The organism is Planctomycetota bacterium (genome assembly GCA_039819165.1).
Classification (GTDB): domain Bacteria; phylum Planctomycetota; class Phycisphaerae; order Phycisphaerales; family UBA1924; genus JAHCJI01.
Window position 1 is genome coordinate 332,423 of sequence record JBCBSM010000001.1, and the last position, 21,788, is coordinate 354,210.

At 70.4% G+C, this 21,788-nt stretch carries 17 protein-coding genes and 3 tRNA genes; 9 read left to right on the top strand and 11 right to left on the bottom strand.

The genetic code is table 11. From position 1 onward, the window contains the following. Nucleotides 1-282: 282 nt before the first annotated feature. The 5 genes from AAFX79_01545 to AAFX79_01565 all read left to right on the top strand — a co-directional run bounded on the left by AAFX79_01545 (nucleotide 283) and on the right by AAFX79_01565 (nucleotide 8,116). The gene (locus AAFX79_01545; GenBank protein MEO1007231.1) at nucleotides 283-1,632 is read left to right on the top strand and encodes an aspartate aminotransferase family protein; all 1,350 of its coding nucleotides are present in this window, start codon (nucleotides 283-285) and stop codon (nucleotides 1,630-1,632) included. 72 nt (nucleotides 1,633-1,704) lie between these two features. Further along, entirely contained in the window at nucleotides 1,705-2,781 is a 1,077-nt protein-coding gene (locus tag AAFX79_01550) for a carbon-nitrogen hydrolase family protein (protein ID MEO1007232.1), read from the top strand. After that, a complete protein-coding gene (locus AAFX79_01555) occupies nucleotides 2,778-5,543 on the top strand; it encodes an aminotransferase class I/II-fold pyridoxal phosphate-dependent enzyme (GenBank protein MEO1007233.1) in 2,766 nt (921 codons plus the stop codon). The genes AAFX79_01550 and AAFX79_01555 overlap by 4 nt, the downstream gene beginning before the upstream one ends. An 18-nt stretch (nucleotides 5,544-5,561) precedes the next feature. Continuing rightward, a complete protein-coding gene (locus tag AAFX79_01560; protein ID MEO1007234.1) occupies nucleotides 5,562-7,127 on the top strand; it encodes a biotin carboxylase in 1,566 nt (521 codons plus the stop codon). Then, nucleotides 7,124-8,116 carry a C45 family peptidase gene (locus AAFX79_01565; protein MEO1007235.1) on the top strand — a complete coding sequence of 331 codons (993 nt, stop codon included), beginning with the start codon at nucleotides 7,124-7,126 and terminating at the stop codon, nucleotides 8,114-8,116. The genes AAFX79_01560 and AAFX79_01565 overlap by 4 nt, the downstream gene beginning before the upstream one ends. Nucleotides 8,117-8,161: 45 nt before the next feature. Here AAFX79_01565 and AAFX79_01570 read toward each other — a convergent pair. The 4 genes from AAFX79_01570 to fahA all read right to left on the bottom strand — a co-directional run bounded on the left by AAFX79_01570 (nucleotide 8,162) and on the right by fahA (nucleotide 10,774). Continuing rightward, nucleotides 8,162-8,233, bottom strand: a tRNA-Gly gene (locus AAFX79_01570). Between the two features lie 19 nt (nucleotides 8,234-8,252). Then, nucleotides 8,253-8,325: transfer RNA gene (locus AAFX79_01575), tRNA-Glu, on the bottom strand. 63 nt (nucleotides 8,326-8,388) lie between these two features. Continuing rightward, entirely contained in the window at nucleotides 8,389-9,366 is a 978-nt protein-coding gene (gene speB, locus AAFX79_01580) for an agmatinase (protein MEO1007236.1), read from the bottom strand. Nucleotides 9,367-9,376: 10 nt separating this feature from the next. Next, a complete protein-coding gene (gene fahA / locus AAFX79_01585; protein MEO1007237.1) occupies nucleotides 9,377-10,774 on the bottom strand; it encodes a fumarylacetoacetase in 1,398 nt (465 codons plus the stop codon). Nucleotides 10,775-10,885: 111 nt separating this feature from the next. Between fahA and AAFX79_01590 the strand changes: the two genes are divergently transcribed. Continuing rightward, a complete protein-coding gene (locus tag AAFX79_01590) occupies nucleotides 10,886-12,724 on the top strand; it encodes a chloride channel protein (GenBank protein ID MEO1007238.1) in 1,839 nt (612 codons plus the stop codon). Nucleotides 12,725-13,119: 395 nt separating this feature from the next. Here AAFX79_01590 and AAFX79_01595 read toward each other — a convergent pair. Then, nucleotides 13,120-13,191, bottom strand: a tRNA-Gly gene (locus AAFX79_01595). 138 nt (nucleotides 13,192-13,329) lie between these two features. On the opposite strand from AAFX79_01595, the gene AAFX79_01600 reads away from it, so the two are divergent. Next, nucleotides 13,330-13,575, top strand: a complete 246-nt coding sequence (locus AAFX79_01600) for an RNA-binding protein (GenBank protein ID MEO1007239.1) — start codon at nucleotides 13,330-13,332, stop codon at nucleotides 13,573-13,575. 9 nt (nucleotides 13,576-13,584) lie between these two features. Here the strand turns inward: AAFX79_01600 and AAFX79_01605 are convergent, their stop codons facing one another. The 6 genes from AAFX79_01605 to AAFX79_01630 are packed head-to-tail and all read right to left on the bottom strand — an operon-like array spanning nucleotide 13,585 to nucleotide 19,462. Further along, on the bottom strand, nucleotides 13,585-15,453 hold the full coding sequence (locus AAFX79_01605; GenBank protein ID MEO1007240.1) for a cation:proton antiporter: 1,869 nt from the start codon (nucleotides 15,451-15,453) through the stop codon (nucleotides 13,585-13,587). Nucleotides 15,454-15,483: 30 nt separating this feature from the next. Then, nucleotides 15,484-15,918 carry a hypothetical protein gene (locus tag AAFX79_01610; GenBank protein ID MEO1007241.1) on the bottom strand — a complete coding sequence of 145 codons (435 nt, stop codon included), beginning with the start codon at nucleotides 15,916-15,918 and terminating at the stop codon, nucleotides 15,484-15,486. Continuing rightward, a complete protein-coding gene (gene rfaE2 / locus AAFX79_01615; protein MEO1007242.1) occupies nucleotides 15,915-17,399 on the bottom strand; it encodes a D-glycero-beta-D-manno-heptose 1-phosphate adenylyltransferase in 1,485 nt (494 codons plus the stop codon). The genes AAFX79_01610 and rfaE2 overlap by 4 nt, the downstream gene beginning before the upstream one ends. 8 nt (nucleotides 17,400-17,407) lie before the next feature. After that, entirely contained in the window at nucleotides 17,408-18,478 is a 1,071-nt protein-coding gene (gene lpxK / locus AAFX79_01620; protein MEO1007243.1) for a tetraacyldisaccharide 4'-kinase, read from the bottom strand. Between the two features lie 10 nt (nucleotides 18,479-18,488). Then, entirely contained in the window at nucleotides 18,489-18,869 is a 381-nt protein-coding gene (locus AAFX79_01625; GenBank protein ID MEO1007244.1) for a hypothetical protein, read from the bottom strand. After that, nucleotides 18,866-19,462 (bottom strand): Maf family protein, encoded by a 597-nt coding sequence (locus AAFX79_01630; protein MEO1007245.1) that lies wholly within the window; start codon nucleotides 19,460-19,462, stop codon nucleotides 18,866-18,868. Before AAFX79_01630 ends, AAFX79_01625 begins: the two co-directional genes overlap by 4 nt. 42 nt (nucleotides 19,463-19,504) lie before the next feature. Between AAFX79_01630 and AAFX79_01635 the strand changes: the two genes are divergently transcribed. Both AAFX79_01635 and AAFX79_01640 read left to right on the top strand, forming a co-directional pair. Next, nucleotides 19,505-20,365, top strand: a complete 861-nt coding sequence (locus AAFX79_01635; GenBank protein MEO1007246.1) for a nitrilase-related carbon-nitrogen hydrolase — start codon at nucleotides 19,505-19,507, stop codon at nucleotides 20,363-20,365. Nucleotides 20,366-20,512: 147 nt separating this feature from the next. Then, nucleotides 20,513-21,781 (top strand): GAF domain-containing SpoIIE family protein phosphatase, encoded by a 1,269-nt coding sequence (locus tag AAFX79_01640; protein MEO1007247.1) that lies wholly within the window; start codon nucleotides 20,513-20,515, stop codon nucleotides 21,779-21,781. Nucleotides 21,782-21,788 lie beyond the last annotated feature (7 nt).

A 21,788-nucleotide genomic window follows, 5' to 3' on the forward strand; every position in this document is an offset into this window, starting at 1 on the left:
CAAACGCGACCAAGGCGCCCGGTCCGCCGGGCGGCTCGGTCGCGTTCGATCATCGGGCGGCGGTCGGCCTCTGCCGCGTGCCGAACCCCGGGTGCCGCCTCCCTGACTTTCTCCCCCTCCGCCCCATTGCCCACTCCCCATTGCCCACTCCCCATTGCCCGCTCCGCACTCCCATTGTCCGGGCGTGGGTCCGCGTGCTCACGCACGCGGCTCGGTTGAGGCCGGCCCGTCGGGTGCCGAGGCCCGCCCTTCTACAATCTTCCACGCATCACGGAGGAAGCCATGCCCACCAACTCGGAGTCGCTCGTCGCCCGCCGCCAGGCCGTGGTGTGTCCCGGCGTGGGCATGCTCAGCCCGATGACCGCCGCCTCGGCCGCCGGGGCGATCATCACCGACGCCGACGGCCGCGAGTTCATCGACCTGGCCAGCGGCATCGGCGTGATGAACGTCGGCCATAGCGACCCGGCCGTCGTCGAGGCCATCCGGGCCCAGGCCGGCGCGCTGCAGCACGCCTGCATCCACGTGGCGACCTACGAGCCCTACGTCGCCCTCTGCGAGAAGCTCGTCGAGCTGTTCCCGCACCACGAGCAGCCGGGCGACTCGACCAAGGCCATGCTCGTCAACACCGGGGCCGAGGCGGTCGAGAACTCGATCAAGATCGCGCGGCAGGCGACCGGCCGGCAGGCGGTCATCTGCTACACCGGCGCCTTCCACGGGCGGACGCTGCTGGCCGCCACGCTGACGAGCAAGGTCGGCCTCAAGCAGCACTGCGGGCCGTACGCGCCGGAGGTCTACCGGCTGCCCTTCCCCGCGCCGCTGCCGGGCGAGGATCTCTTGGAGGATGCCGTCGCCGAGCGGGAGCTGCGGCGGCTGCGGCGGTCCTTCCAGGACACGATCCACGCCGACCAAGTGGCGGCGATCATCATCGAGGTGGTGCAGGGCGAGGGCGGCTTCCGCGTCGCGCCGGCGGCCTACCTGCACGAGCTGCGGCAGATCTGCGACGAGCACGGCATCGTGCTGATCCTCGACGAGGTGCAGGCGGGCTTCTGCCGCACCGGGAGGTGGGCGGGCTACGACCACTTCGGCGTCAAGCCCGACCTCTCGCCCTGGGCCAAGGCCATGGGCGGAGGCATGCCCATCTCGTGCGTCATCGGCAAGGCCAGCGTGATGGACCGCGTCGCTCCGGGCACGCTGGGGGGCACCTACGGCGGCAACCCGGTCGCCTGCGCCGCGGCGCTCGCGACGATCCGCCGGATGGAGGAGCTGGATCTCAACGCCCGCTCGACGGCCATCGGCCACCAGATCCGCGACGCCTTCGAGGGCCTCCGCGACCGATTCGACGAGGTGACCGACGTGCGGGGCCTGGGCTCGATGATGGCCGTCGAGTTCCATGAGGGCGGCGATCCGCACCGGCCGGCCGGGCGGCTGGTCAAGTCGATCATCGACCGTTGCCGGGCCGAGGGGGTGCTGGTCATCGCCGCCGGCGTGGACGGCAACTGCATCCGCGTGCTCGCGCCGCTGGTGATCACCGACGAGCAGCTCGGCCGGGCGCTGGGCGTGCTGGTCGGAGCGGCGGAGTCGTGCATCGCCGCATCCCGCGAGTCGGGCCGGCCGGCGGCCGCAAGCGCTTAAGATGCCCGGGCTCGCCGGCCGATGCCGGTAGCCGTGCTTCTTGGGCCTCGGAATCTCCCTCGGAAGGAACGCATGCGTCCGTTCGCCATCGCCGGGTTGCAGCTGGAAGTCTCGGGCCGTCGCTCGAACCTCGCGCACATCACCGATCGCATCGAGATGGTCATGCACCTGTACCCGTGGGTGCAGATGGTGCTGGTCAGCGAGCTGGCGACCTTCGGCGGCTGGACCGGCCACGCCATGCCGCTACCCAGCGAGGTCGAGGATGCGTACCGCCGGCTCGCCGCTCGGCACGAGGTCTGGCTCGTGCCCGGCTCGCTCTACGAGCAGACCGACGCGGGCATCTACAACACGGCGCCGGTGATCAACCCCGCCGGCGAGGTCGTGGCACGGTACCGCAAGATGTTCCCCTTCCTGCCCTACGAGGCGGGCGTGCAATCGGGCACCGAGTTCTGCGTGTTCGACGTGCCCGAGATCGGCCGCTTCGGCCTGAGCATCTGCTACGACATGTGGTTCCCCGAGACCAGCCGCACGCTGGCGGCGATGGGGGCCGAGGTCATCCTGCACCCCACGCTGACGCCGACGATCGACCGCGACGTGGAGCTGTCGATCGTGCGGGCGACGGCGGCCATGAACCAGTGCTTCGTCGTGGACATCAACGGCGTGGGCGACGGCGGCAACGGCCGATCGATCCTGTGCGCGCCCTCGGGCGACGTGCTCTACCAGGCCGGCAGCCACGAGGAACTGCTGCCCATCGAGATCGACCTGGATCGCGTGCGTCGCAGCCGCGAGGTGGGGCTCAAGGGGCTGGGCCAGCCGCTCAAGAGCTTCCGCGATCGGCATGTGGAGTTCGGCGTCTATCAGAAGGACTGGCGGGACGGCGGCTACCTCGACACGCTCGGCTCGCTGGAGATGATGGCCCGCGGCAGCCGCGCGGGCATCGCCTTCGGCCAGAACCATCCGCACGCCGACGCCAGCGTACCTCCGCCCGCGGAGGATCCCGGCGTCCAGGCCATGGGCGACACCACCCGCCCGCCCGGCACGGGCAAGGAGGCCACCGCGCTCGAGCCGCCGGTCCACGCCGACGCGGCTCCGTCCCACGGCGTCGGCCCCGCCGCGACCCCGACACCCGGCGGCGCGGTGACGCCGTGAGCATCGCTACGGGCCGCCAGTACAGCGCCTTCCAGCTGCGGAGCGACACCTGGAATGAGCTGCAGGTCGCCTGCACGCGACTGCTCGATGGCACGCTCGATCCCGAGCACGAGCAGGTCGTCGCCACCGTCGCCCAGCGGCTGGACGTGCTGGCGCATCTGGAGCCCTACTGGGCCTTCCCGGGCCCGTCGTACATGGCGCGGCTGTCGCAGCTGTTCGCCACCCGCTCCTTCGGGGAGCTGGCGAGCACGGTCGCCTCGCTCAGCCGACAACTCATCGGCGACACCTACCGGGCCCGGGGCGGATCAACGCAGGATGATCCCTCCGAGGCGTTCGGCCGCTACGCCCACGCCGCCCACGCGTCTCGCTGGTCGTCGCCGGACGGCCGGCACGTGGCCCGCGACTCCCGCGGCGGGCCGGCGGACATGCTGTACTTCGAGGTGCTCATCGTCGACGGCATCGATGCCTACGACCATGACGAGCTCCGCGACGGCCTGCTGGCCTGCCGGCGGGAGAGCGACCCCTTCGTCTACGACGTCGTCACCGTGCCGAGCTTCGAGGACGCGGTGATCGCCGCCCTCTTCAACCCGACCATCCAGGTCGCGTTCCTTCGGTACAACTACGCGATGCAGACCCAGAACCACCACCCCGCGCTCAAACGCTACCTGGACCGCTTGGCGGCCGAGGGCGTACCGGTGTGCCACGGCGTGCAGCGGAGCGTGCAGCTGGCCAGGGTGCTCAAGACGCTCCGCCCCGAGCTCGACCTGTACCTCGTCACCGACACGCCGCTGGAGGACGTCGCCGGCAGCCTCGGGGCCAACTTCCGGCGGACGTTCTACCGCCTGGAGAACTACATGGAGCAGCACCTCAGCGTGCTGCGGGGCGTGCAGGAGCGTTACGGCACGCCGTTCTTCGATGCGCTGCGGAAGTACAGCGCCAAGCCCACCGGCGTGTTCCACGCGCTGCCCATCGCACGCGGCAAGTCGATGGCCAATTCGCACTGGGCCAAGGACTTCTACGAGTTCTACGGGCAGAACCTGTTCCTGGCCGAGACCAGCGCGACCAGCGGCGGGCTCGATTCGCTGCTGCAGCCCCGCGGGCCCATCAAGCGTGCCCAGGACATGGCGGCGCGGGCCTTTGGCGCCCGGCAGACCTTCTTCGTGACCAACGGCACGTCGACGGCCAACAAGATCGTGCTGCAGGCGCTGATCAATCCCGGCGACATCGTGCTGGTCGACCGCGATTGCCACAAGAGCCACCACTACGCCTTCGTGCTCAACGGCGCGATGCCCGTCTACCTCGATTCCTATCCGCTGCAGCGGTACAGCATGTACGGTGCGGTGCCGCTCGAGGAGATCGAGCAGCGGCTGATCCAGCTGCGGGATGCGGGCAAGCTCGATCGCGTCAAGATGCTGCTGCTCACCAATTGCACCTTCGACGGGCTGACTTACGACCCCGAGCGAGTGATGCGCCGGGTGCTGGCGATCAAGCCCGACATGGTGTTCCTGTGGGACGAGGCCTGGTTCGCCTACGCCCGGTTCAGCGACACCCTCCGTGGCCGCACCGCGATGGCCGGCGCCCGCACGCTGCGGCGGGAATTCCGCAGCGACGAGTACGCCGAGGCCTACCGCCGTGCGAGCGCATCGGGCGATCCCATCGACGCAAACGGTGAGCCGATGCCCGACCCGGATCGCGTTCGGGTGCGGGTCTACGCCACCCAGTCGACGCACAAGACGCTGACCTCGCTGCGGCAGGGCTCGATGATCCACGTCTACGACGAGGACTTCGAGCAGCGTGTCGGCGAGTCGTTCCACGAGGCGTTCATGACGCACACGTCGACGTCGCCTAACTACCAGATCATCGCCTCACTCGACGTCGGCCGCCGCCAGGTCGAGATGGAGGGCTACGAGCTCGTCGAGCGGACGGTCGACCTGGCCATGACGCTCCGCAAGCGCGTCAGCGAGCATCCCGACATCCAGCGGTTCTTCCGCGTGCTGCGGCCGGCCGACATGATCCCCGCCGACCGCCGGCCCTCGGGGCTGGAGTTCTACTTCGACCCCGAGCAGGGGTGGGGGCGGATGGACCGGGCGTGGCGGATGGACGAGTTCACGCTCGATCCGACGCGGGTGACCCTCGATGTATCGGCGACCGGGGTCGACGGGGACACCATGCGGCACCTGCTCATGGATCGCTTCGACATCCAGATCAACAAGACCTCCCGCAACACCGCGCTGTTCATGCCCAACATCGGAACAACGAGGGGCGACATCGCCTATCTCGTCGAGACGCTGGCGGCGCTCTCGCGGGAGTTCGAGGATCGGCTGTCGACCGAGAGCGCCGCGGGCCTGAGCATCCACAGTGCGCGGGTCGATTCGCTGTGCCAGGGGCCCGCGCTGCCCAACTTCAGCCGGTTCCACGAGGCCTTCGGCTCGCCCGATTCGCCCGAGGGCGACCTGCGGCGGGCATACTTCCTGGCCAGCGATGGCGCCAACATCCAGTGGACGCCGCTCGACCGGGCGCTCTGGAGCCGCATCGGCTCGGGTGAGGAGCTGGTCTCGGCAGCATTCGTCACGCCCTATCCGCCGGGCTTTCCGATCCTGGTCCCCGGGCAGGTGCTCAGCGCGGAGATCGTGGAGTACCTGCTGGCGCTGGACGTCAAGGAGATCCACGGCTACCACCCAACGTACGGCCTGCGCGTATTCGTGGAGGATGCGCTGGACCGCGCCCGCGAGCGGGAGGCCCCGATCGCGCAGGGTGCCTAGCCGAAAGGACCGTCCGCCATGAGCCAGACGAGCACGATCGACGCACCGACCGACGCCGCGTCGACCGAGGAGCGCCACGCCGCGGTGGCCAAGGCCAAGCCGCTGCGGTCCAACCGGGCGACGCGGCGGAAGCCCAAGACGCTGCGTGGCATCTCGGAGATCCGCCGCTTCTTCCACCGCAACGACGAGCCGATCTACTTCATCAGCGCGACCAACTTCAACCTGCTCGGCATGGACGAATGGATCCGCAACTTTACCTTCATCTGCTACATCGATTGCTTCGACGGGCAGCATCCCAACGTCTTCGTGCCGCCCGAGCGGCCGCACGAACCCTTCGAGTCCATCGAGGACATCAACAACTACCTGCTGCGGCACCCGGCCGTCAAGAAACTGATCCGTGATCGAGGTAGCGAATCCAAGAGCAACGGCAAGGCCGTGTTCCTGATGTTCGACGAGACGACCGAGAAGCTCTGCGCAGAGCTCGGTGTCGAGGTGTGCTTCCCGTCCGCATCGCTGCGGAACGCCGTCGACGACAAGATGGAGACCACCCGCATCGGCAACAAGGCCCGCGTGTACAGCGTGCCCAACAAGCTCGCGAAGGTCCGCAGCTACGAGCATCTTCGCAAGGCTGCCGGGCGGCTGGGCGACGATCTCGTGATCCAGACCGCCTACGGCGACTCGGGGCACACGACCTTCTTCGTGTCCAGCGAGAAGGACTTCGCGAAGCACGAGGCCGACATCGTCTCGGCCCCCGAGGTCAAGATCATGAAGCGGATCCGCTGCCGCGGCAGCGCCCTCGAGGCGTGCGTCACACGGCACGGTACCATCGTGGGCCCGCTGATGACCGAGCTCGTCGGCTTCTCTGAGCTGACGCCCTACAAGGGTGGCTGGTGCGGCAACGAGGTGTTCGCGGATGCCTTTGACCGCCGCATCCGCCGCAACGCGAGGCGGGCGGCGGCGGCCTTCGGCGACCAGCTCCGCGAGATGGGTTATCGCGGCTACTTCGAGCTGGACTTCCTGACCGACCTCGACACGGGCCGCGTCTACCTGGGCGAGTGCAACCCGCGGATCACAGGCGCCAGCAGCATGACCAACCTGGCGGCCTTTGCGCACGCCGACGCGCCGCTGTTCCTCTTCCACCTGCTCGAGTGGATGGGCATCGACTACGAGCTGGACGTCGAGGAGCTGAACGAACGCTGGGCCGATCCGGACAACATCGATAGCTGGAGCCAGCTGGTGCTCAAGAGCACCGACGACACGGTCGACCAGATCACCCAGGCCCCGCCCTCGGGCATCTACGAGCTCGACGGTCGCGGCCAGATGCGGTACGTCCGCATGCAGACGCACCGCCGCACTGTGCAGTACGAGAACCGGGCGTTCTACCTGCGGATTGCCGGCGTGGGCGACTACCGCTACGAGGGCGCGGACCTGGGCATCCTCGTCAGCCCGGGCCGCTTCATGGACGACGACTTCAAGCTCACCCGCCGCGCCCGCCAGTGGATCGCCGGCCTGCGGGGCATGTACGGCGGCGAGGGCGTCGCCCCCGCCGAGCAGCCCGAGCCCACGGGCTTCAAGCTCCTGTGAACCCGCCGGCCGACACGCGGCCCCGCTTGCTCTTCCGCGCGCTCGATGAGGCCGAGCACCGCGACGAGGTGCGCGACGTGTTCTATGCGTACTGGCCGTCCTACCGCTCGTGGATCGCTCGCAGCGGCCGCACGCCGTCGGCCCGCCGATCGCGCGAGGCCTACCTCGGCTGCATGCCCGAGATGGAACCCGTGCTGGAGCACCAGCGCGACGCCTTCGGCACAGAGGCCGAGGTCCTGCGGCTCCTGACGCTCTATGCGCCGCCGCCGATGGTCCGGGGCTGCTCGCAGGCGGTCTGGATCGGCGATGGGGACGCGGCGCTCGTCCGCAACTACGACCACGCGCCGCAGCTCTCCGATGGCCTCGTGCTCCGCGCCAACTGGGGCGGCACACGCACGCTCGCCATGACCGATTGCCTCGTGGGCGCCCTCGACGGCATCAACGAGCACGGCGTGGCGATCGCGCTGGCCTTCGGCGGCCGACCGGCGCACGGCGATGGATTCGCCGCCTCCATGCTCGTGCGTTACGCCCTCCAGGTCGCATCCACAACCGATGAGGCGGTCGACGCGATGCGGCGGGTGCCGTGTGCGATGACCTATACGTTCCTCATCATCGATGCCCAAGCGCACCACGCGACGGTGTACGCCGCCCCGGACCGCCTACCGAAGATCGACCACCTGCCCGCCTCGACCAACCACCAGGGCAGGATTGAGTGGCCCCGCTACGCGGCGTTCTCGAAGACGGCCGAGCGGCTCGCGCACCTGCGGGCGTGCCTGGATGCGAACCCGTCGCTGCACGAGCTGCAGCGGGCCCTGCTCGAGCCGCCGCTGCACCGCACCGGCTACGAACGCGGCTCGGGCACCCTCTACACGGCGACCTACCGCACCGCCGACCGCTGCCTGGAATTGCACTGGCCCGATGCTCGCATGGCCATCGGCCTCGAGGGCGATATGCCCGAGCCGCACCTGGCGGTGTATGACACTTCGTAGCGTCGTACCAGGCTCAGCGTGCACGGTCATGCGGGGTGGGACGAAAGCGGGCGACGCGACTCGAACGCGCAACATTCAGCTTGGAAGGCTGACGCTCTACCATTGAGCTACGCCCGCGGAAGCGTTCAAAGGCAAGTGACCCCGACGGGATTCGAACCCGTGTTGCCGCCGTGAAAGGGCGGAGTCCTAAACCACTAGACGACGGGGCCACAGCGATCGATCTGCAGGCAAGGAGGATAGCAAGGCCGACCCGGAACGTCCCGAGGAATTGGCTACTCCGCGGGACCGCGCTGCGCCGCATCGAGGCACAGGATCTCGAAGGCCACGTGGGCCGCCAGCAGCGCCGTGTAGCCACCGGGGTCGCGCTCGGGCAGGACCTCGACGATGTCGGCCCCGACGATCGATGCCCCCCGCATCCGCCGCAGCAGCGCGAATGCCTCGCGCGGCGTGAGTCCGCCCGGGCAGGGCGTCCCCGTGCCCGGTGCGTAGGCGGGATCGATGCAATCCACATCGAAGGTGGCGTACGTCGCCGAGCCCGCGGTGCGATCCAGGAAGCCGCGGATGGCCGCCTCGCCCTCGCCCGCATCGAGGTCGTCCTGGCTCACGATCGTGATGCCGTGGTCGCGGGCGTAGGCCAGGTCGTCCTTGCTGTTCAGCGGCCCCTTGATGCCGATCGAGATCATCCGCTTCGGATCGATCAACCCATCCTCGATCGCCCGGACGAACGGCGAGGCGTGCCCCCATCGCTCGCCCCAGACCGCGTCGACCGTGTCGAGGTGGGTATCGAAGTGGACGGCCGCTAGCGCCTCGCCCCCGCGCCGCTCGAAGGTCGCCCGCATGTTGGCGTAGGCGATGGAGTGATCCCCGCCGATGGCCAGCAGCTTCGTATGCGTCGGGTCGGGCAAGGCGCGTGCAAACCCGGCCACGGCATCGAGGGTGCCCCTGCAGTCGTAGGGCTCGACGGGCGCATCGCCGGCGTCCGCGAGCGACAGCACCTCCGGCACGTCCACGTCGTGCGGCATCGAGTAGTGCTTGAGGTACTGCGACTCCGCCCGGATCGCCCGAGGGCCGAAGCGAGTGCCCGGCCGGTAGGTCACGCCCGAGTCGTACGGCACGCCGTAGACCAGCCAGTCGATCGGCCGAGCCTCGGACTCGACGTCCTCGAGCCTGGGATACCGACCGAACGTGCAGATGCCGCCGAAGCGGGGTTGCAGCCGCGGGTTGGGGAGCTGGGTGCGTCGCTCGTTCATCAAGCCTCCCTCACAGGCTCCGCGCCGGCGTGATCACGCCGCGGCACTCGCCGAAACCGATGCGGCGGAAGCCCTCTCGCTGGCAGTAGCCCTTGATGATGACCTCGTCGCCGTCGGCCAGGAACTTGCGTTCTTCGCCGGTGGGCAGGGTGATGGGCGTGCGATCGGTACCGGGGACGAGCTTCGGCGGATCGGCGAACGCGTCGCCGTTCCAGGTCAGCTCGAGCAGGCAGCCGCGGCTGTCGCGCGTCTTGCCCGAGACGGTGCCGCTGGCCAGCAGGTCGCCGGGCTGCATGTTGCAGCCGTTGGAGCTGTGGTGGGCGAGCATCTGGGCGAGGGTCCAGTACATGTCGCGGAAGTTGCCCGTGCTCAGCTTGACGGGATCCATCTTCTTCTGCCGCATCTGCTCGGAGGCGAGGTACACCTCCAGCGTGATGTCGAAGCCGCCGGCCGACGTGTTTGCCTCGCTGGTGAGGTAGGGCAGCGGCTGCGGATCGCCAGCCTGTCTGGAGAAGGCCGGCGTGCGGAAGGGCGCGAGCGCTTCCATCGTCACGATGTACGGGCTCACGCTGGTCGCGAAGCTCTTGGCCAAGAAGGGGCCCAGCGGCTGGTACTCCCACTTCTGCAGGTCGCGCGCGGACCAATCGTTGACCAAGCACAGCCCGAGCATGTGCTCCTCGGCCTGTTCGATCGAGATGGCCTCGCCCAGCGCGTTGCCGCGGCCGACGACCACGCCCATCTCCAGCTCGTAGTCCAGCAGCTTGCAGGGGCCGAAGGCGGGAGACCCGCCGTCCTCGGCCGGCGCCTGCTGGCCGACGGGCCGGCGCACGTCGGTGCCGCTGGCGATGATGCTCGACGCCCGGCCGTGGTAGCCGATGGGGATGTGCTTGTAGTTGGGCAGCAGCGGGTTGTCGGGGCGGAACATGCTGCCGACGCTTGTTGCGTGGTAGAGGGAGGCGTAGAAGTCGGTGTAGTTCGGCACCGTGGTGAACGTCGAGTACATCTGCACCGACTCCGCGGCCCACACATGTGGTTCGACTGCCGCGTGGTCCGGCGATCCGGCACGAAGCCAGCGCACCATAGCGTTACGAAGCGCTCGTCGAGCGACTGGGGAAGCCTCGGCTAGTCCGTGCAGATCGACCGAGTTGAATACGTCGAATCCGTCGATGTCGTGCTCGTGCTCCCATTCCTTGGTCAATCCAGCGAGATGACAGCCGGTGAGCGACAGAAAATGGTCGCCGATGGGTACTCCGACGTGCACACCCACGGAACCATCGTCTTCTCGAAGATCCGGTGAGAACGCGCACAGCGGCAGATTCTGGATCGGAAAGTCCGTCCCCGGGTCATTCGCGCTCTCGACCCAGCTCTCCAGGCTCGGGTCGTGGGTCTCGTCGATGGCGTAGGGCATGCGTTCTCCGTCTCTGGGCGAGCCGCAGTGTACGGGCCGTCGGCGCCGACGCGGAGCACGCCGGCTTGCGCAGCGAAGCGGACGGAACCTCTGGCTATCCTGCCGATCCCGATGCGTCGCCGCTACGCCCAGATCGCCGGCTCCATCGCCACGCGGCTCCGCCTGCGGCGGGACTGGTACATGGTCGCCTTGGGCGCCGCCGTCGGCACGCTGACGGGCTTCGGCACGCTGGGCTTCGCCGAGGCGCTGCACCTGGCCGAGCACTGGGTGCACGAGGCCCAGGTCGCCCTGCCGCTGGGGCTGCTCTGGCTCATGCCCTTGATCGGGATGACCATCACCGGCGTGCTGGTGCGGGCCTTCGCGGCCGAGGCCAAGGGCCACGGCGTGCCGCAGGTCATCCGCGCCCTGATCGAGAAGGGCGGCCGCATCCCCGCCCGCGTCGGGCTCACCAAGGTGGCCGCCAGCATCGCAACGGTCGCCAGCGGCGGGTCGGCGGGCACCGAGGGGCCCATCGTGCAGATCGGGGCGACCGCGGGCTCGGTCGTGGGGGGCTGGCTGCGGCTCAATAAGGAGCAGATGGGCACGCTGCTGGGCTGCGGGGCGGCCGCGGGCATCGCGGGCATCTTCAACGCGCCCATCGCCGGCGTCTTCTTCGCCCTCGAGATCCTGCTGCGGGACTTCTCGCTGCGGACCTTCACGCCCATCATCGTCGCCGCGGTGTTCAGCGCCGCGGTGACGCACGCCTTCACGGGCGAGAACGAGGCCATCTTCAGCGTGGCCGAGCTGCAATCCCGCGACGTCCAGTTCACCGCGTTCGAGATCCCCAGCTACATCCTGCTCGGCGTCCTCTGCGGCATGGTGGCGGTGGGCTTCAACCGCATGCTGCACGCCTGCGAGGCCATCTACGACCGCCTGCCGATCCACTGGCTGCTCAAGCCCATGTCCGGCGCCATGCTGCTGGGCGGGCTGGGCATCGCGTGGGTGCTGATGTCCCGGGCCGGCGGCACGCCGATGGAGGTGCCCAGCTTCTTCGGCAACGGCTACGAGACGATCCGCAGCCTGCTGGACCCGGGGTGCTACGACGGCTCGCTCGCGCCGGGCGAGGGACCCTCTCGGGCCTTCTGGCTCATCGCGCTGCTGGTGCTCTTCAAGGCGATGGCGACCAGCCTGACGCTCTCGAGCGGTGGCTCGGGCGGCGTGTTCGCGCCCAGCCTGTTCCTCGGGGCGGCCACCGGCGCGGCGCTGGGCACGGCGCTCTTCCACGTCGGCCTGCTGCCCGAGAACAGCAGCCCCGCGGCCTACGCCCTGGTGGGCATGGCGGCGGTCGTCGCGGGCTCCACGCACGGCCCGCTGACGGCCATCCTGATCCTCTTCGAGCTGACCCGCGACGTCTACGTGCTGCTGCCGATCATGCTGGCGGCCGTCATCGCCACCCTGATCGCGCAGGCCTTCGACCGCGACAGCATCTACACCTATCCGCTCCGAAAGGCGGGGCTGCGGGTCGGCCGCACGGGCGATCTGGCGATCCTCCGCAAGATCTCCGTCGCCAGCGTGCCGGTTGCCGCTCTGCCCGGCGAGCCGGTGTACGCCAGCGATCCGCTCAGCAAGCTCATCACCATGCACGCCCAGCAGCGGGTGCCCGACTTCATTGTCGTGGGCCAGGATGGCGGCTACATCGGCATGGTCACGGGCCACGACATGCGGACCGCGTTGATCGACCGCGAGGCCATCCCGCTGCTGCTCGTCGCCGAGCTGATGCGCGACGACTTGCCGGTCATCCACATCGGCGACACGCTCGACGTCGTGCTCGATCGCTTCGCCGCCGACGACGTGTCAAGCCTCGCGCTCGTCGGGCCTCCAGACGTCGCGGGCAATCGCCGGCCGCTGGGCCTGATCACCCGGGCCGCCGTGCTCGAGCGGTACAGGCAGGCCCTCGAGGACATCGCCTGAAGGGCCCTCCTCGCGCATGGGAACCGGCCGAAGGGCGCCGCGTGTGCGGGCACCGATCGGCCGGCCCAACTCGCCGCGCCGCGGCCCGGCGTGCGAGCACCGGGCGTTGGTCCGCCGAAGATCGGCGGTCGACGGGCGGGCGAGGCATCGGCGGGGCTCTCCCTCAGTCCACCGCCACCACCGCGAGCGCCGCCGCCCGGTGCGGCTCACGCCGATGGCGAGATTTCTTTGTCGTGCTTGCTGCCGCCGGCACCCGCAGAGAACCAAAACCCCTGGGCTCAACGAAAAGAGCCGCCCGCAGGCGGCCCGAAGCATCGCTCTTCCTCGACATTCGTGCTACGCCTCGGCGTTGCGTCCCGTATCACGGGGCCGCTTCTAGAGCCACTCGGCGTGAAAGCGGGTGAGCGGATTCGAACCGCCGACATTCACGTTGGCAACGTGACGCTCTACCACTGAGCTACACCCGCGAGCGGCCGAGACGATACCCATCGGGGTGCCATGCGTCAACGCAGCGGCCGGATTCGTGCTCCCGTTTTCGCATTTGGTTTGGCATGCACGCCTTGACGTAAATCGGGTATCATGAGGATCTTGGGAGGCAAGACCGCATGATGCGCATCTACGCCGGCAACCTGCCGCGGAGCGTCGACGACGATGCCCTTGCGAACCTGTTCTCGCCCTTCGGCGACGTCGCCTCCGCGGGCGTGGTGCTCGATCGCGAGACCGGCCAGAGCCGCTGCTTCGGCTTCGTCGAGATGGGTGAGGACGCGGCCCGGGCGGCGATCGGCGGCCTCAATGGCTCGGAGTTCGCCGGCCAGCGGCTCATCATCAACGAGGCGCGCCCCCGCACCTGACCCGGGGGCCTAGCTGCCCTCGTCGGAATCCGCGTTCCTCTTGGCGGGCTTGGGCGGGGGGCCGATCACCACGCCGACGAATCGCGTGCCCTCGGGCGGGTCGCCGTCGAAGGCCGACGCGGCATCGCCCCCGTCGATGAGCCGGATGTCCCCGCCGGGCAGCAGGGCGGCCGCGGCCACGGCCCCGGTGCTCGGCGGATCCTCGGCGCTCCACGTCGTGCACCGCGCCAGGTCGGAATCCATCTGGAAGAGCAGGTGCCGCAGCGGGCGGCCCCATTGCAATGCGGTGCCGGGCCGATCGCCGTCGCCCAGCTTGGAGGGGTCGTCTCGTCGCCACACCAGCACGCGGCCCGCTCCGAATCGAGCGGCAGCCCACCGCGTCACCACGCCGTCGACGTCGTCGTTATCGGTGAGGGCGATGAGGCGGCCAAATTCGGGCGTCGCGACCTCTTCCTCCATCCAGCGGGCGTCGGTCGCATTGCCGAGGGCCGTCGGCACGCCCCAGGAGGTCGCCCGCGCGATGTTCGCGGCGTTCGTGTCTACGAGCTTCACGGGCACCCTCTGGGCGATCAGTTCCCGCGCCAGTTCGCGGCCCAGCCGGTGCCCGCCCACGACGAGCACGCCGTTGGGCTCGCCCGCCCGCACGCCCAGGATGGAGGCCAGCGGTCCCGCCACCGCGCCCGCCAGGGCCACCGTCGCAACGATGACGAGCAGCACCAGCGACTCGATGCGCTGGGCGTTCTCGGCCAGATCGGGGCGGCCCTGGACCTCGGCCGCCAGGGCCGTCAGTTCGATGGCCACGATGGAGCCAAGCGAGGCCGCCACGATGCCCCGCGGCGCGATCACCGACGCGAACAGCTTCTCGCGGAAGCCCAGCATCGTCCGCACCGTTGCGGCGAACACCGCGATCGGCCGCACGACCACGATCAGCAGCAGCACGAAGAGCCCGTCGGACCACTGCAGCGACCGGACCCGTTCCAGTTCGACGCGGGAGGCCAGCAGGATGAACAGCGCGCCCACCAGGATGACCGAGGTGGTCTCCTTGAACCGGCGCATCTCCTCCGCGCTCGCCGACGCGGCGTTGGCCAGCAGCATGCCGCACACGGTGGCGGCCACGAGCCCGGCCTCCTTGGCGACGACTTCCGCGGCGCCGAACGAGATCATGCAGGCCGCCAGGCCCATGAGCACGAGTGTCTGGTCCTTGAGCTGCTGCGTCCGCCGTGCGCGGCGGAGCCACCACGCCGCGGCTGCCCCCGCGAGCGCGCCGAAGCCCAGCCCGGCGATCGCTGGCACGCCGTACTGCTCCAGCAGCATGAGCGGCCCCGTCGCTCCGGGCCGCGAGATGCTCAGCCGGACGATCTCCAGCGTCGAGACGGCGGCCACGACGCCGATGGGGTCGATCAGGATGCCCTCGGCCGTGAGCGCCGAGTGCAGGCCGGGCCGCAGCGGCGTCCGCCGCAGGATCGGCTGGATCACCGTTGGCCCGGTGACCACCAGCATGCTGCCCAGCAGGATCGACAGGTCCCACGGCAGGCCGATGACGTAGCGGCCAAGCACAGCCGTGAGCGCCCAGCTGACGATGATGCCCACGGTCAGCAGGCCGCGCACGGCGCCTGGCGCGCGCGCGAGCGTCCGCCGATCGAGCCCGAGCCCGCCCTCGAAGACCAGCAGCCCCACCGAGACCGACACGACGGCCAGCAGGCCGGAGGTGCCCATGGCGTCGCCGTTGATCAGGCCCAGGCCGCTAGCCCCGAATGCGAAGCCCGCCACCAGCAGGAACAGGATGGGCGGCTGCTTGAGGCGATCACCCAGCAGGGTGATCGCGGCTCCCACGCCGAACGCCAACGCCAGACTCTGGACCGCACCTCCGCTCGCCATCGGCCCGGAGTGTACCGAGGCCGTGGGCGGTCATCCCGCCGCCGCGGGCGACCCACGACGCGGCGCGAACCAGGCCCGGCGGTCGCCCGGCCGCCTATGCAGCGGTGGGCCCGTGCTCACCCGGTGGATATCGCCCAGCCACGCGAGCGTTGCAAAGCGGGCCCGCCGGGCGACCTCCCAGTAGGCGTCGTCTCCGCCGATCGCCGCCCGGTGGTTCGCTTCGATGTCGGCGACCGCGGCCGCGTCCAGTCCCTCATAGCTTGCCACGTCGACCACCGAGGCGCGGAGCACGTAGCCGCCGCCGGTGACCCGGAAGTAGACCTGCTCGCCGATCTCCAGGCAGCCGAAGGGCTCCCGCCTGGTGCGGCTGAAGCGGCTCTCGATGGTCTTCGAGCCGCCGAGGATCGCGTCGGCGACCCATGGTCGCACGATGGCGACGTGGCCGCGGGGCGGTCGAGCTGTCACGGGCCGGTCCCGGCGGACATCCGCCGCAGCGCGCTGGTGGTGCTCAGGCCCTCGACCAGGTCGAGCAGCTCGACCCGGCCGCCGGCGGCCTCCACGATGGACTGTCCGGCCACCTCCCGGCCCCGGTAGTCCGCGCCCTTGACGAGCACGTCGGGCACAAGGTCTCCGATGAGCCGCTCGGGCGTGTCCTCCGAGAACAGCACCACCGCGTCGACCGATTCGAGCGCGCCCAGCACCCGGCCCCGGTCGTCGGCGCCGTGCACGGGCCGGCCCTCGCCCTTGAGCCGCCGCACCGATTCGTCGTCGTTGAGCCCGACGACCAGATAGTCGCCGAGCGTCGCGGCCCGCTCGAGCAGCGACACGTGGCCGGCGTGCAGCACGTCGAAGCAGCCGTTGGTGAACACGACGGTGCCGCCGCGGCGGTGGACGGCCGCCAGATCGCCCCGCAGTTCCTCCACCGTGCGGACCTTGCCCGACAGCCGGCCCGCCTGCCGGAGCAGCTCGCGGTGCACGTCGGCCAGCGGGATGGGCTTGACCCCGAAGACCTGCACCTCCAGCCCCGCCGCGGCGTTGGCGAATCGGACGGCGTCGGGCCAGTCCACACCGTTGGCCCGCGCCGCGGCCAGCCCGGCCAGCATCATGTCGCCCGCGCCGGTGACGTCGTAGACCTCGCGTGCGACGGTGGGGATGGTGATCGGCTCGCCGCCCCGCTCCAGCAGCAGCGCCCCGTCTCGGTCGAGCGTGAGCACCAGCGCGTCGCAGTTCAGCCGCTCCGAGAGCGTCCGGGCCAGCGCCTCTCGCTGCTCGGCTGCCTCGGTGCTCGGCACCCCCGCGGCCCGCTCGGCCTCGCTGCGGTTGGGCGTGATCGACGTGCAGCCGGCGTACCGCGAGAAGTCGTCGCGGGCGGCGGGATCCACCAGCACCGGCACGCCGTGCCGACCGGCCAGCGCGATCACGTCGCGGCACATCTGCGCGTCGCACACGCCCTTGTCGTAGTCCTCGAGGCACAGCACGTCGGTCGCAGGAAGTGCCCGCTCCAGATCGGCGAGCAGCCGCGCCCGGGCCTCGTCCCCCAGCGGCTCGCGGGACTCGAAGTCCACGCGGAACATCTTCTGCGGGTGGCGGTGCTGCGCGAGACCGATGAGGTTGCGCTTGACCGTGGTCGGTCGCGATGCGTCGGCAACCAGCCCCGCGACGTCGACCCCCCGGGCCCGCAGGCTGTCGCAGAGCTGCGCGCCCTCGTCGTCCTCGCCGCGGACACCGAAGGCCCGCACCGTGCCGCCCAGCGCCACCAGGTCCTCGGCCAGGTTGCCCGCGCCGCCCGGCATCGATTCGCTGCGGCGGACGCGGAGCACCGGGACGGGCGCATCGGCGCTGAGCCGCTCGGCGTCGCCGTACAACTGCTGGTCGAGCATGTAATCGCCCACGACGGCGGCCGAAAAGGGCTTCCAGCTCTCGATCGCGCGCAGCAGCGGATCCATGGCGGAGTCTATCGACCGTCGCTCGGGCCGTCGTCCAGCGGATCCTGCCACAGCGCCGCCTCGAGCGCCAGGGCCTGCAGCGCCTCGCCGCCCGAATCCAGGGACAGCTCCAGCCGGGGTCGCGCCACCGGGCACGGCCAGGCCGCCGGGTCGATGCGACGCAGCTTGGCCCAGTCCTTCTGGGTCACCAGCAGCGCGTCGGCGTCGGCCGCCCGCGCAAGCAGCCGCCGCATCGTCGCCGGCGCGTACGGATCGTGGTCCCGCAGCACCTCGGCGTGCATCGGCGGGCCGAAGCGGCGGGTGGCCTCGGCGATGAACGCATCGGGATTGCCAATGGCGCACGCGATGGCGTACCGCTTGCCACGGAGCCATCGATCCTCGCGGGCGTGGTCGCCGGTCGCATCCAGCACGTCGAGCGCCGCCCAGCCGTGGCGGGCGGACACGCAGATGGCGTGCGGCGCGGCGTCGAGCAGCCGGCGACGCAGGTCGGCCAGCGCGGACGGCTGCACCGCCTCGGCGTGCGTCAGCACGATGGCGTCCGCCCGGGCGAGCGCGTCCACTGGCTCGCGGAGCCACCCCGCGGGCAGCATCCGATCGGCGAACGGGTCGCGCGTGGCATCGATCAGGACGACGTCCAGCTGCCGTGCCAGACGCCGGTGCTGGAATCCATCGTCGAGTACGACGACGTCGACGTCCGCGCCGTGGTCCTCGGCGAAGAGCTCGATCAGGCCCGCGATGCGATCGCCCCGGACGGCGAGCGGGACGTCGGGCAGCACCTCGCGGTGCACGGCTGCCTCGTCCGACAGCCCATCGCGGGCGGCGTAGCCCCGCATGGCGATCGCGGGGCGGTGCCCGGCCTCAACGAGCCATCGGCAGATGAGCTGGACGGCCGGCGTCTTGCCGGTGCCCCCGACGCTCAGGTTGCCCACCGAGATCACGGGGCGGTCCATCGTGACCACGCCGCGGCCGGAATCGTACTTGGCGTTGCGGCGCGCGATGATCGAGCCGTACGGCCAGCGCGCCAGCAGCGCGAGCGGCAGCAGCACGCCGGGCAGTGGTCCGCGCAGCGGCCCGGGCATGGGCCCCGGATCACCCCTCACGGCCGTTCCCCGGCATCAGCGTGCGCCGCAGCGACTCGTGGACCTCGCGGCGCATCTCTTCGCGCTTCTGCCGCGCGATGCGGACGTTGTTGGCCATGTCGACGAAGGCTAGCGCGATGACGAGGCACAGCAGCGCCGTGGCGATCAACCAGACCATCGCGAACGACCGCGGCTGCGCCGTCGACACCACGCCGAAGGCGACCGCGAGCGTCGGCACCGCGATGAGCATCACCCAGCCGTTGGCGGTGCGGATCCGCCGCCGGCTCTCGGGCATGTGCGCCGTGCGCAGCACGATGAGGTGCCCGGCGACCACCACCAGCGTGAACATCGCCATGGGCACCACAAGCCAGATCGGCAGCAGCCCGCTCACGCCGCGCACTCCGGGCCGGCGGTCGCCGCGGCGATCATCCGCTGCAGCACACGGATCGGCAGACCCACGACCGCCTCGGGGTCGCCCTCGACGGCGATGGGCCAGCCGTCCGCCAGCCGTTCGGTCAGGTTGTAGCCGCCGGCCTTGCCCCGCCAGGAGCCCGACTCGATGTACGCGTCGAGGGTACGAGGCTCGATCGGCCCGAAGGCCACGGTGGCAACTTCCGCGGCCAGCACCCGGCCGCCGCCCGGCGTGAGCAGCGCGAGCCCCGTCACAACACGCTGTGCGCCGCCGACCATCCGCTCGAGCATCCGGCGGGCCGCTCCGGCGTCTCTCGGCTTGCCCACGATCTCGCCGCCGACCTCGCACACGGTATCGGCACCCAGGACCCAGCCCAGACCGCGACACTCGCGATCCACGGCCCACGCCTTCAGGTAGGCGAGCGCCACGGTCCACGCCGCCGCGGGCGTGCCGGGCGGGGGGCGGAGATGGCCGTCGTCAAGGGCCGCCGGCCGCTGCTCGAAGGGGATGCCCGCGCCGCGGAGTATCTCGGCGCGGCGGACACTCCCGCTGGCGAGCACCAGCGGCGGCATTCCGACCGCCGGCGTCGCCAGAAGCGGATCTACAGTCCCCGGATGCGAGCGCACATCGTCCAACCCGACATCATATGGGAAGATCGGGAGGCCAACTTCCGCAAGGTCGAGGCCCTGCTGGAGTCCACCGACGTTGCCCGGGGCGATCTCGTCCTGCTGCCCGAGATGTTCGACAGCGGCTTCTCGCTGCACGCCGACGACACCGCCGACGAGGACGGACGGACCCGGGCCTTCCTCGAGCGGCTGGCCGAGGACTATGACGCCACCGTGCAGGCCGGCCGGACGATGCACGCCTGCCCCGGCGGCCGGTGCGACAAGGCCCGCAACAACGCGCTGGCGATCGCACCCGACGACCGCGGCGACGCCCGCGTCTTGGCCGACTACGACAAGATCCATCCCTTCAGCTTCGGCCGCGAGCACGAGGTGTTCGCCGGCGGCCGCGACGTGGCGGTCTACCGCTGGGCCTCGGACGCCGACGCTCTCGTGGTCTGTCCGGCCATCTGCTACGACCTGCGATTCCCCGAGCTGTTCCGCCGCGGCCTGCAACGCGGGGCGGAGCTCTTCGCGGTGATCGCGAACTGGCCCGCCGCCCGGCAGCACCACTGGCGGACGCTGCTGCTCGCCCGCGCCATCGAGAACCAGGCCTTCGTGCTGGCTTCGAACCGGACGGGCCGCGACCCGCACCTGGAGTACGCGGGCGGCTCCATCGCCGTCGATCCACGGGGCGAGGTGCTCGGCGAGCTGGGCGACGAGGAAGCCGTGCTGACCGTCGGCGTGGATCCCGAGGCACTCCGGCAGTGGCGTTCGGCCTTCCCGGCGTGGCGGGACGCCCGGCTGCCAGGAGCACCGGCCGCCACCCCGTCCGGTGATTCCCCGGCCCGGAGCACCCATAGATCCGGTTGACTACCTTGTTTGGGGATTCTCACGCGCGCATCGCAGCTGCGAGATTGCTCGGGATGGGGTCCTTGGTTCGCGGGTGCCGCTTTGTGAGGTTGGAGCCGGACACCCGGGGCCCAGGGACGACGTACAGATGCGAAAGGCGGCACGCCCGTGATCTCGCCGGCGACCCCGACCAACGAGGCCGAGCGGCTGGCAGAACTGCGGGCGTTGCAGCTGCTGGATACGCCCCCCGAGGAGCGGTTCGATCGCATCGTGCGGCTGGCGTCGCGGATGTTCGATCTGCCGATCGCCTACGTCGCCCTGGTCGACGCCGACCGCCAGTGGTTCAAGGCGACCTGCGGCCTTGAGACGACATCGACCGAGCGGAGCATCTCGTTCTGCGGACACACGATCCTGCAGCGCACGCCCCTGGTCATCGCCGATACGCTGGATGATGCCCGCTTCTTCGACAGCCCGCTGGTCACCGAGCAACCGGGTGTCCGCTTCTACGCGGGCCATCCGCTCCGCGGCCCGGGCGGCCACAACGTGGGCACGCTCTGCGTCGCGGACCATGTGCCCCGGCCCGCCGCTAGCGTGCCGCTCGATAGCTTCGGCGACCTCGCCGGGATCGCCGAGCACGAGCTGGGCATGCTCGACGTCATCGAGGCCCAGCGGGAACTGTTAGACGCGAAGCGGCAGCTGCTCGTCGCCACCCGCCGGCTCGAGCACGAGATCCGCAACGCAGCGGACTACATCCAGTCCCTGCTCCCCGAAGACATCGAGCGGCCCTGCCTCCGCATCACGTCGCGGTTCGAACCGTCGTCCGAATTGGGCGGTGACTTCATCGGCTGCGTGCCGCTGGACGAGGCCCGCGTGGCCGTGTTCCTGCTGGATGTTGCCGGGCACGGTGTGGCGGCGTCGCTGCTGGCGGTCTCCATCGGGCAGGCCATCCGCGAGCATCTCGGCGATCCGGACCTGGCCGCCGATCCCGGTGCGCTGATGTCCCGCGTGAACGCGTCCTTCCCGATGGAGCGGCACGGCAACCGCTTCGCGACGGCGTGGCTCGGGATCGTCGACGAGGTCGAGGCCACCGTTCGCTACGCCTGCGGTGGGCATCACCCCGCGCTGGTGATCGGCCAGCACGGCACGCGGCATCTCGCCGCCTCCGATCTACCGCTCGGCGTGCTCGACGGCACCGAGTACGAAACCGCCCAGGCCTCGCTCGCCCCGGGCGATCGGCTGTACTTGTTCTCCGACGGCGTGTTCGAGGTCGAACTGCCCGGCGGCTCCCAGATGGGCCTTGGATCCTTCGAGGCCCTCGCGGAGCGCACCGTGCGGGGCGGCGGCCGCATCGGCGACCTCATCGAGGCCGTCCGTTCGCGTGGGGGCTCCGAGGACTTCGCGGACGATGTCACCGTCATCGAGGTCGCCCTCCGCTAGACGACCG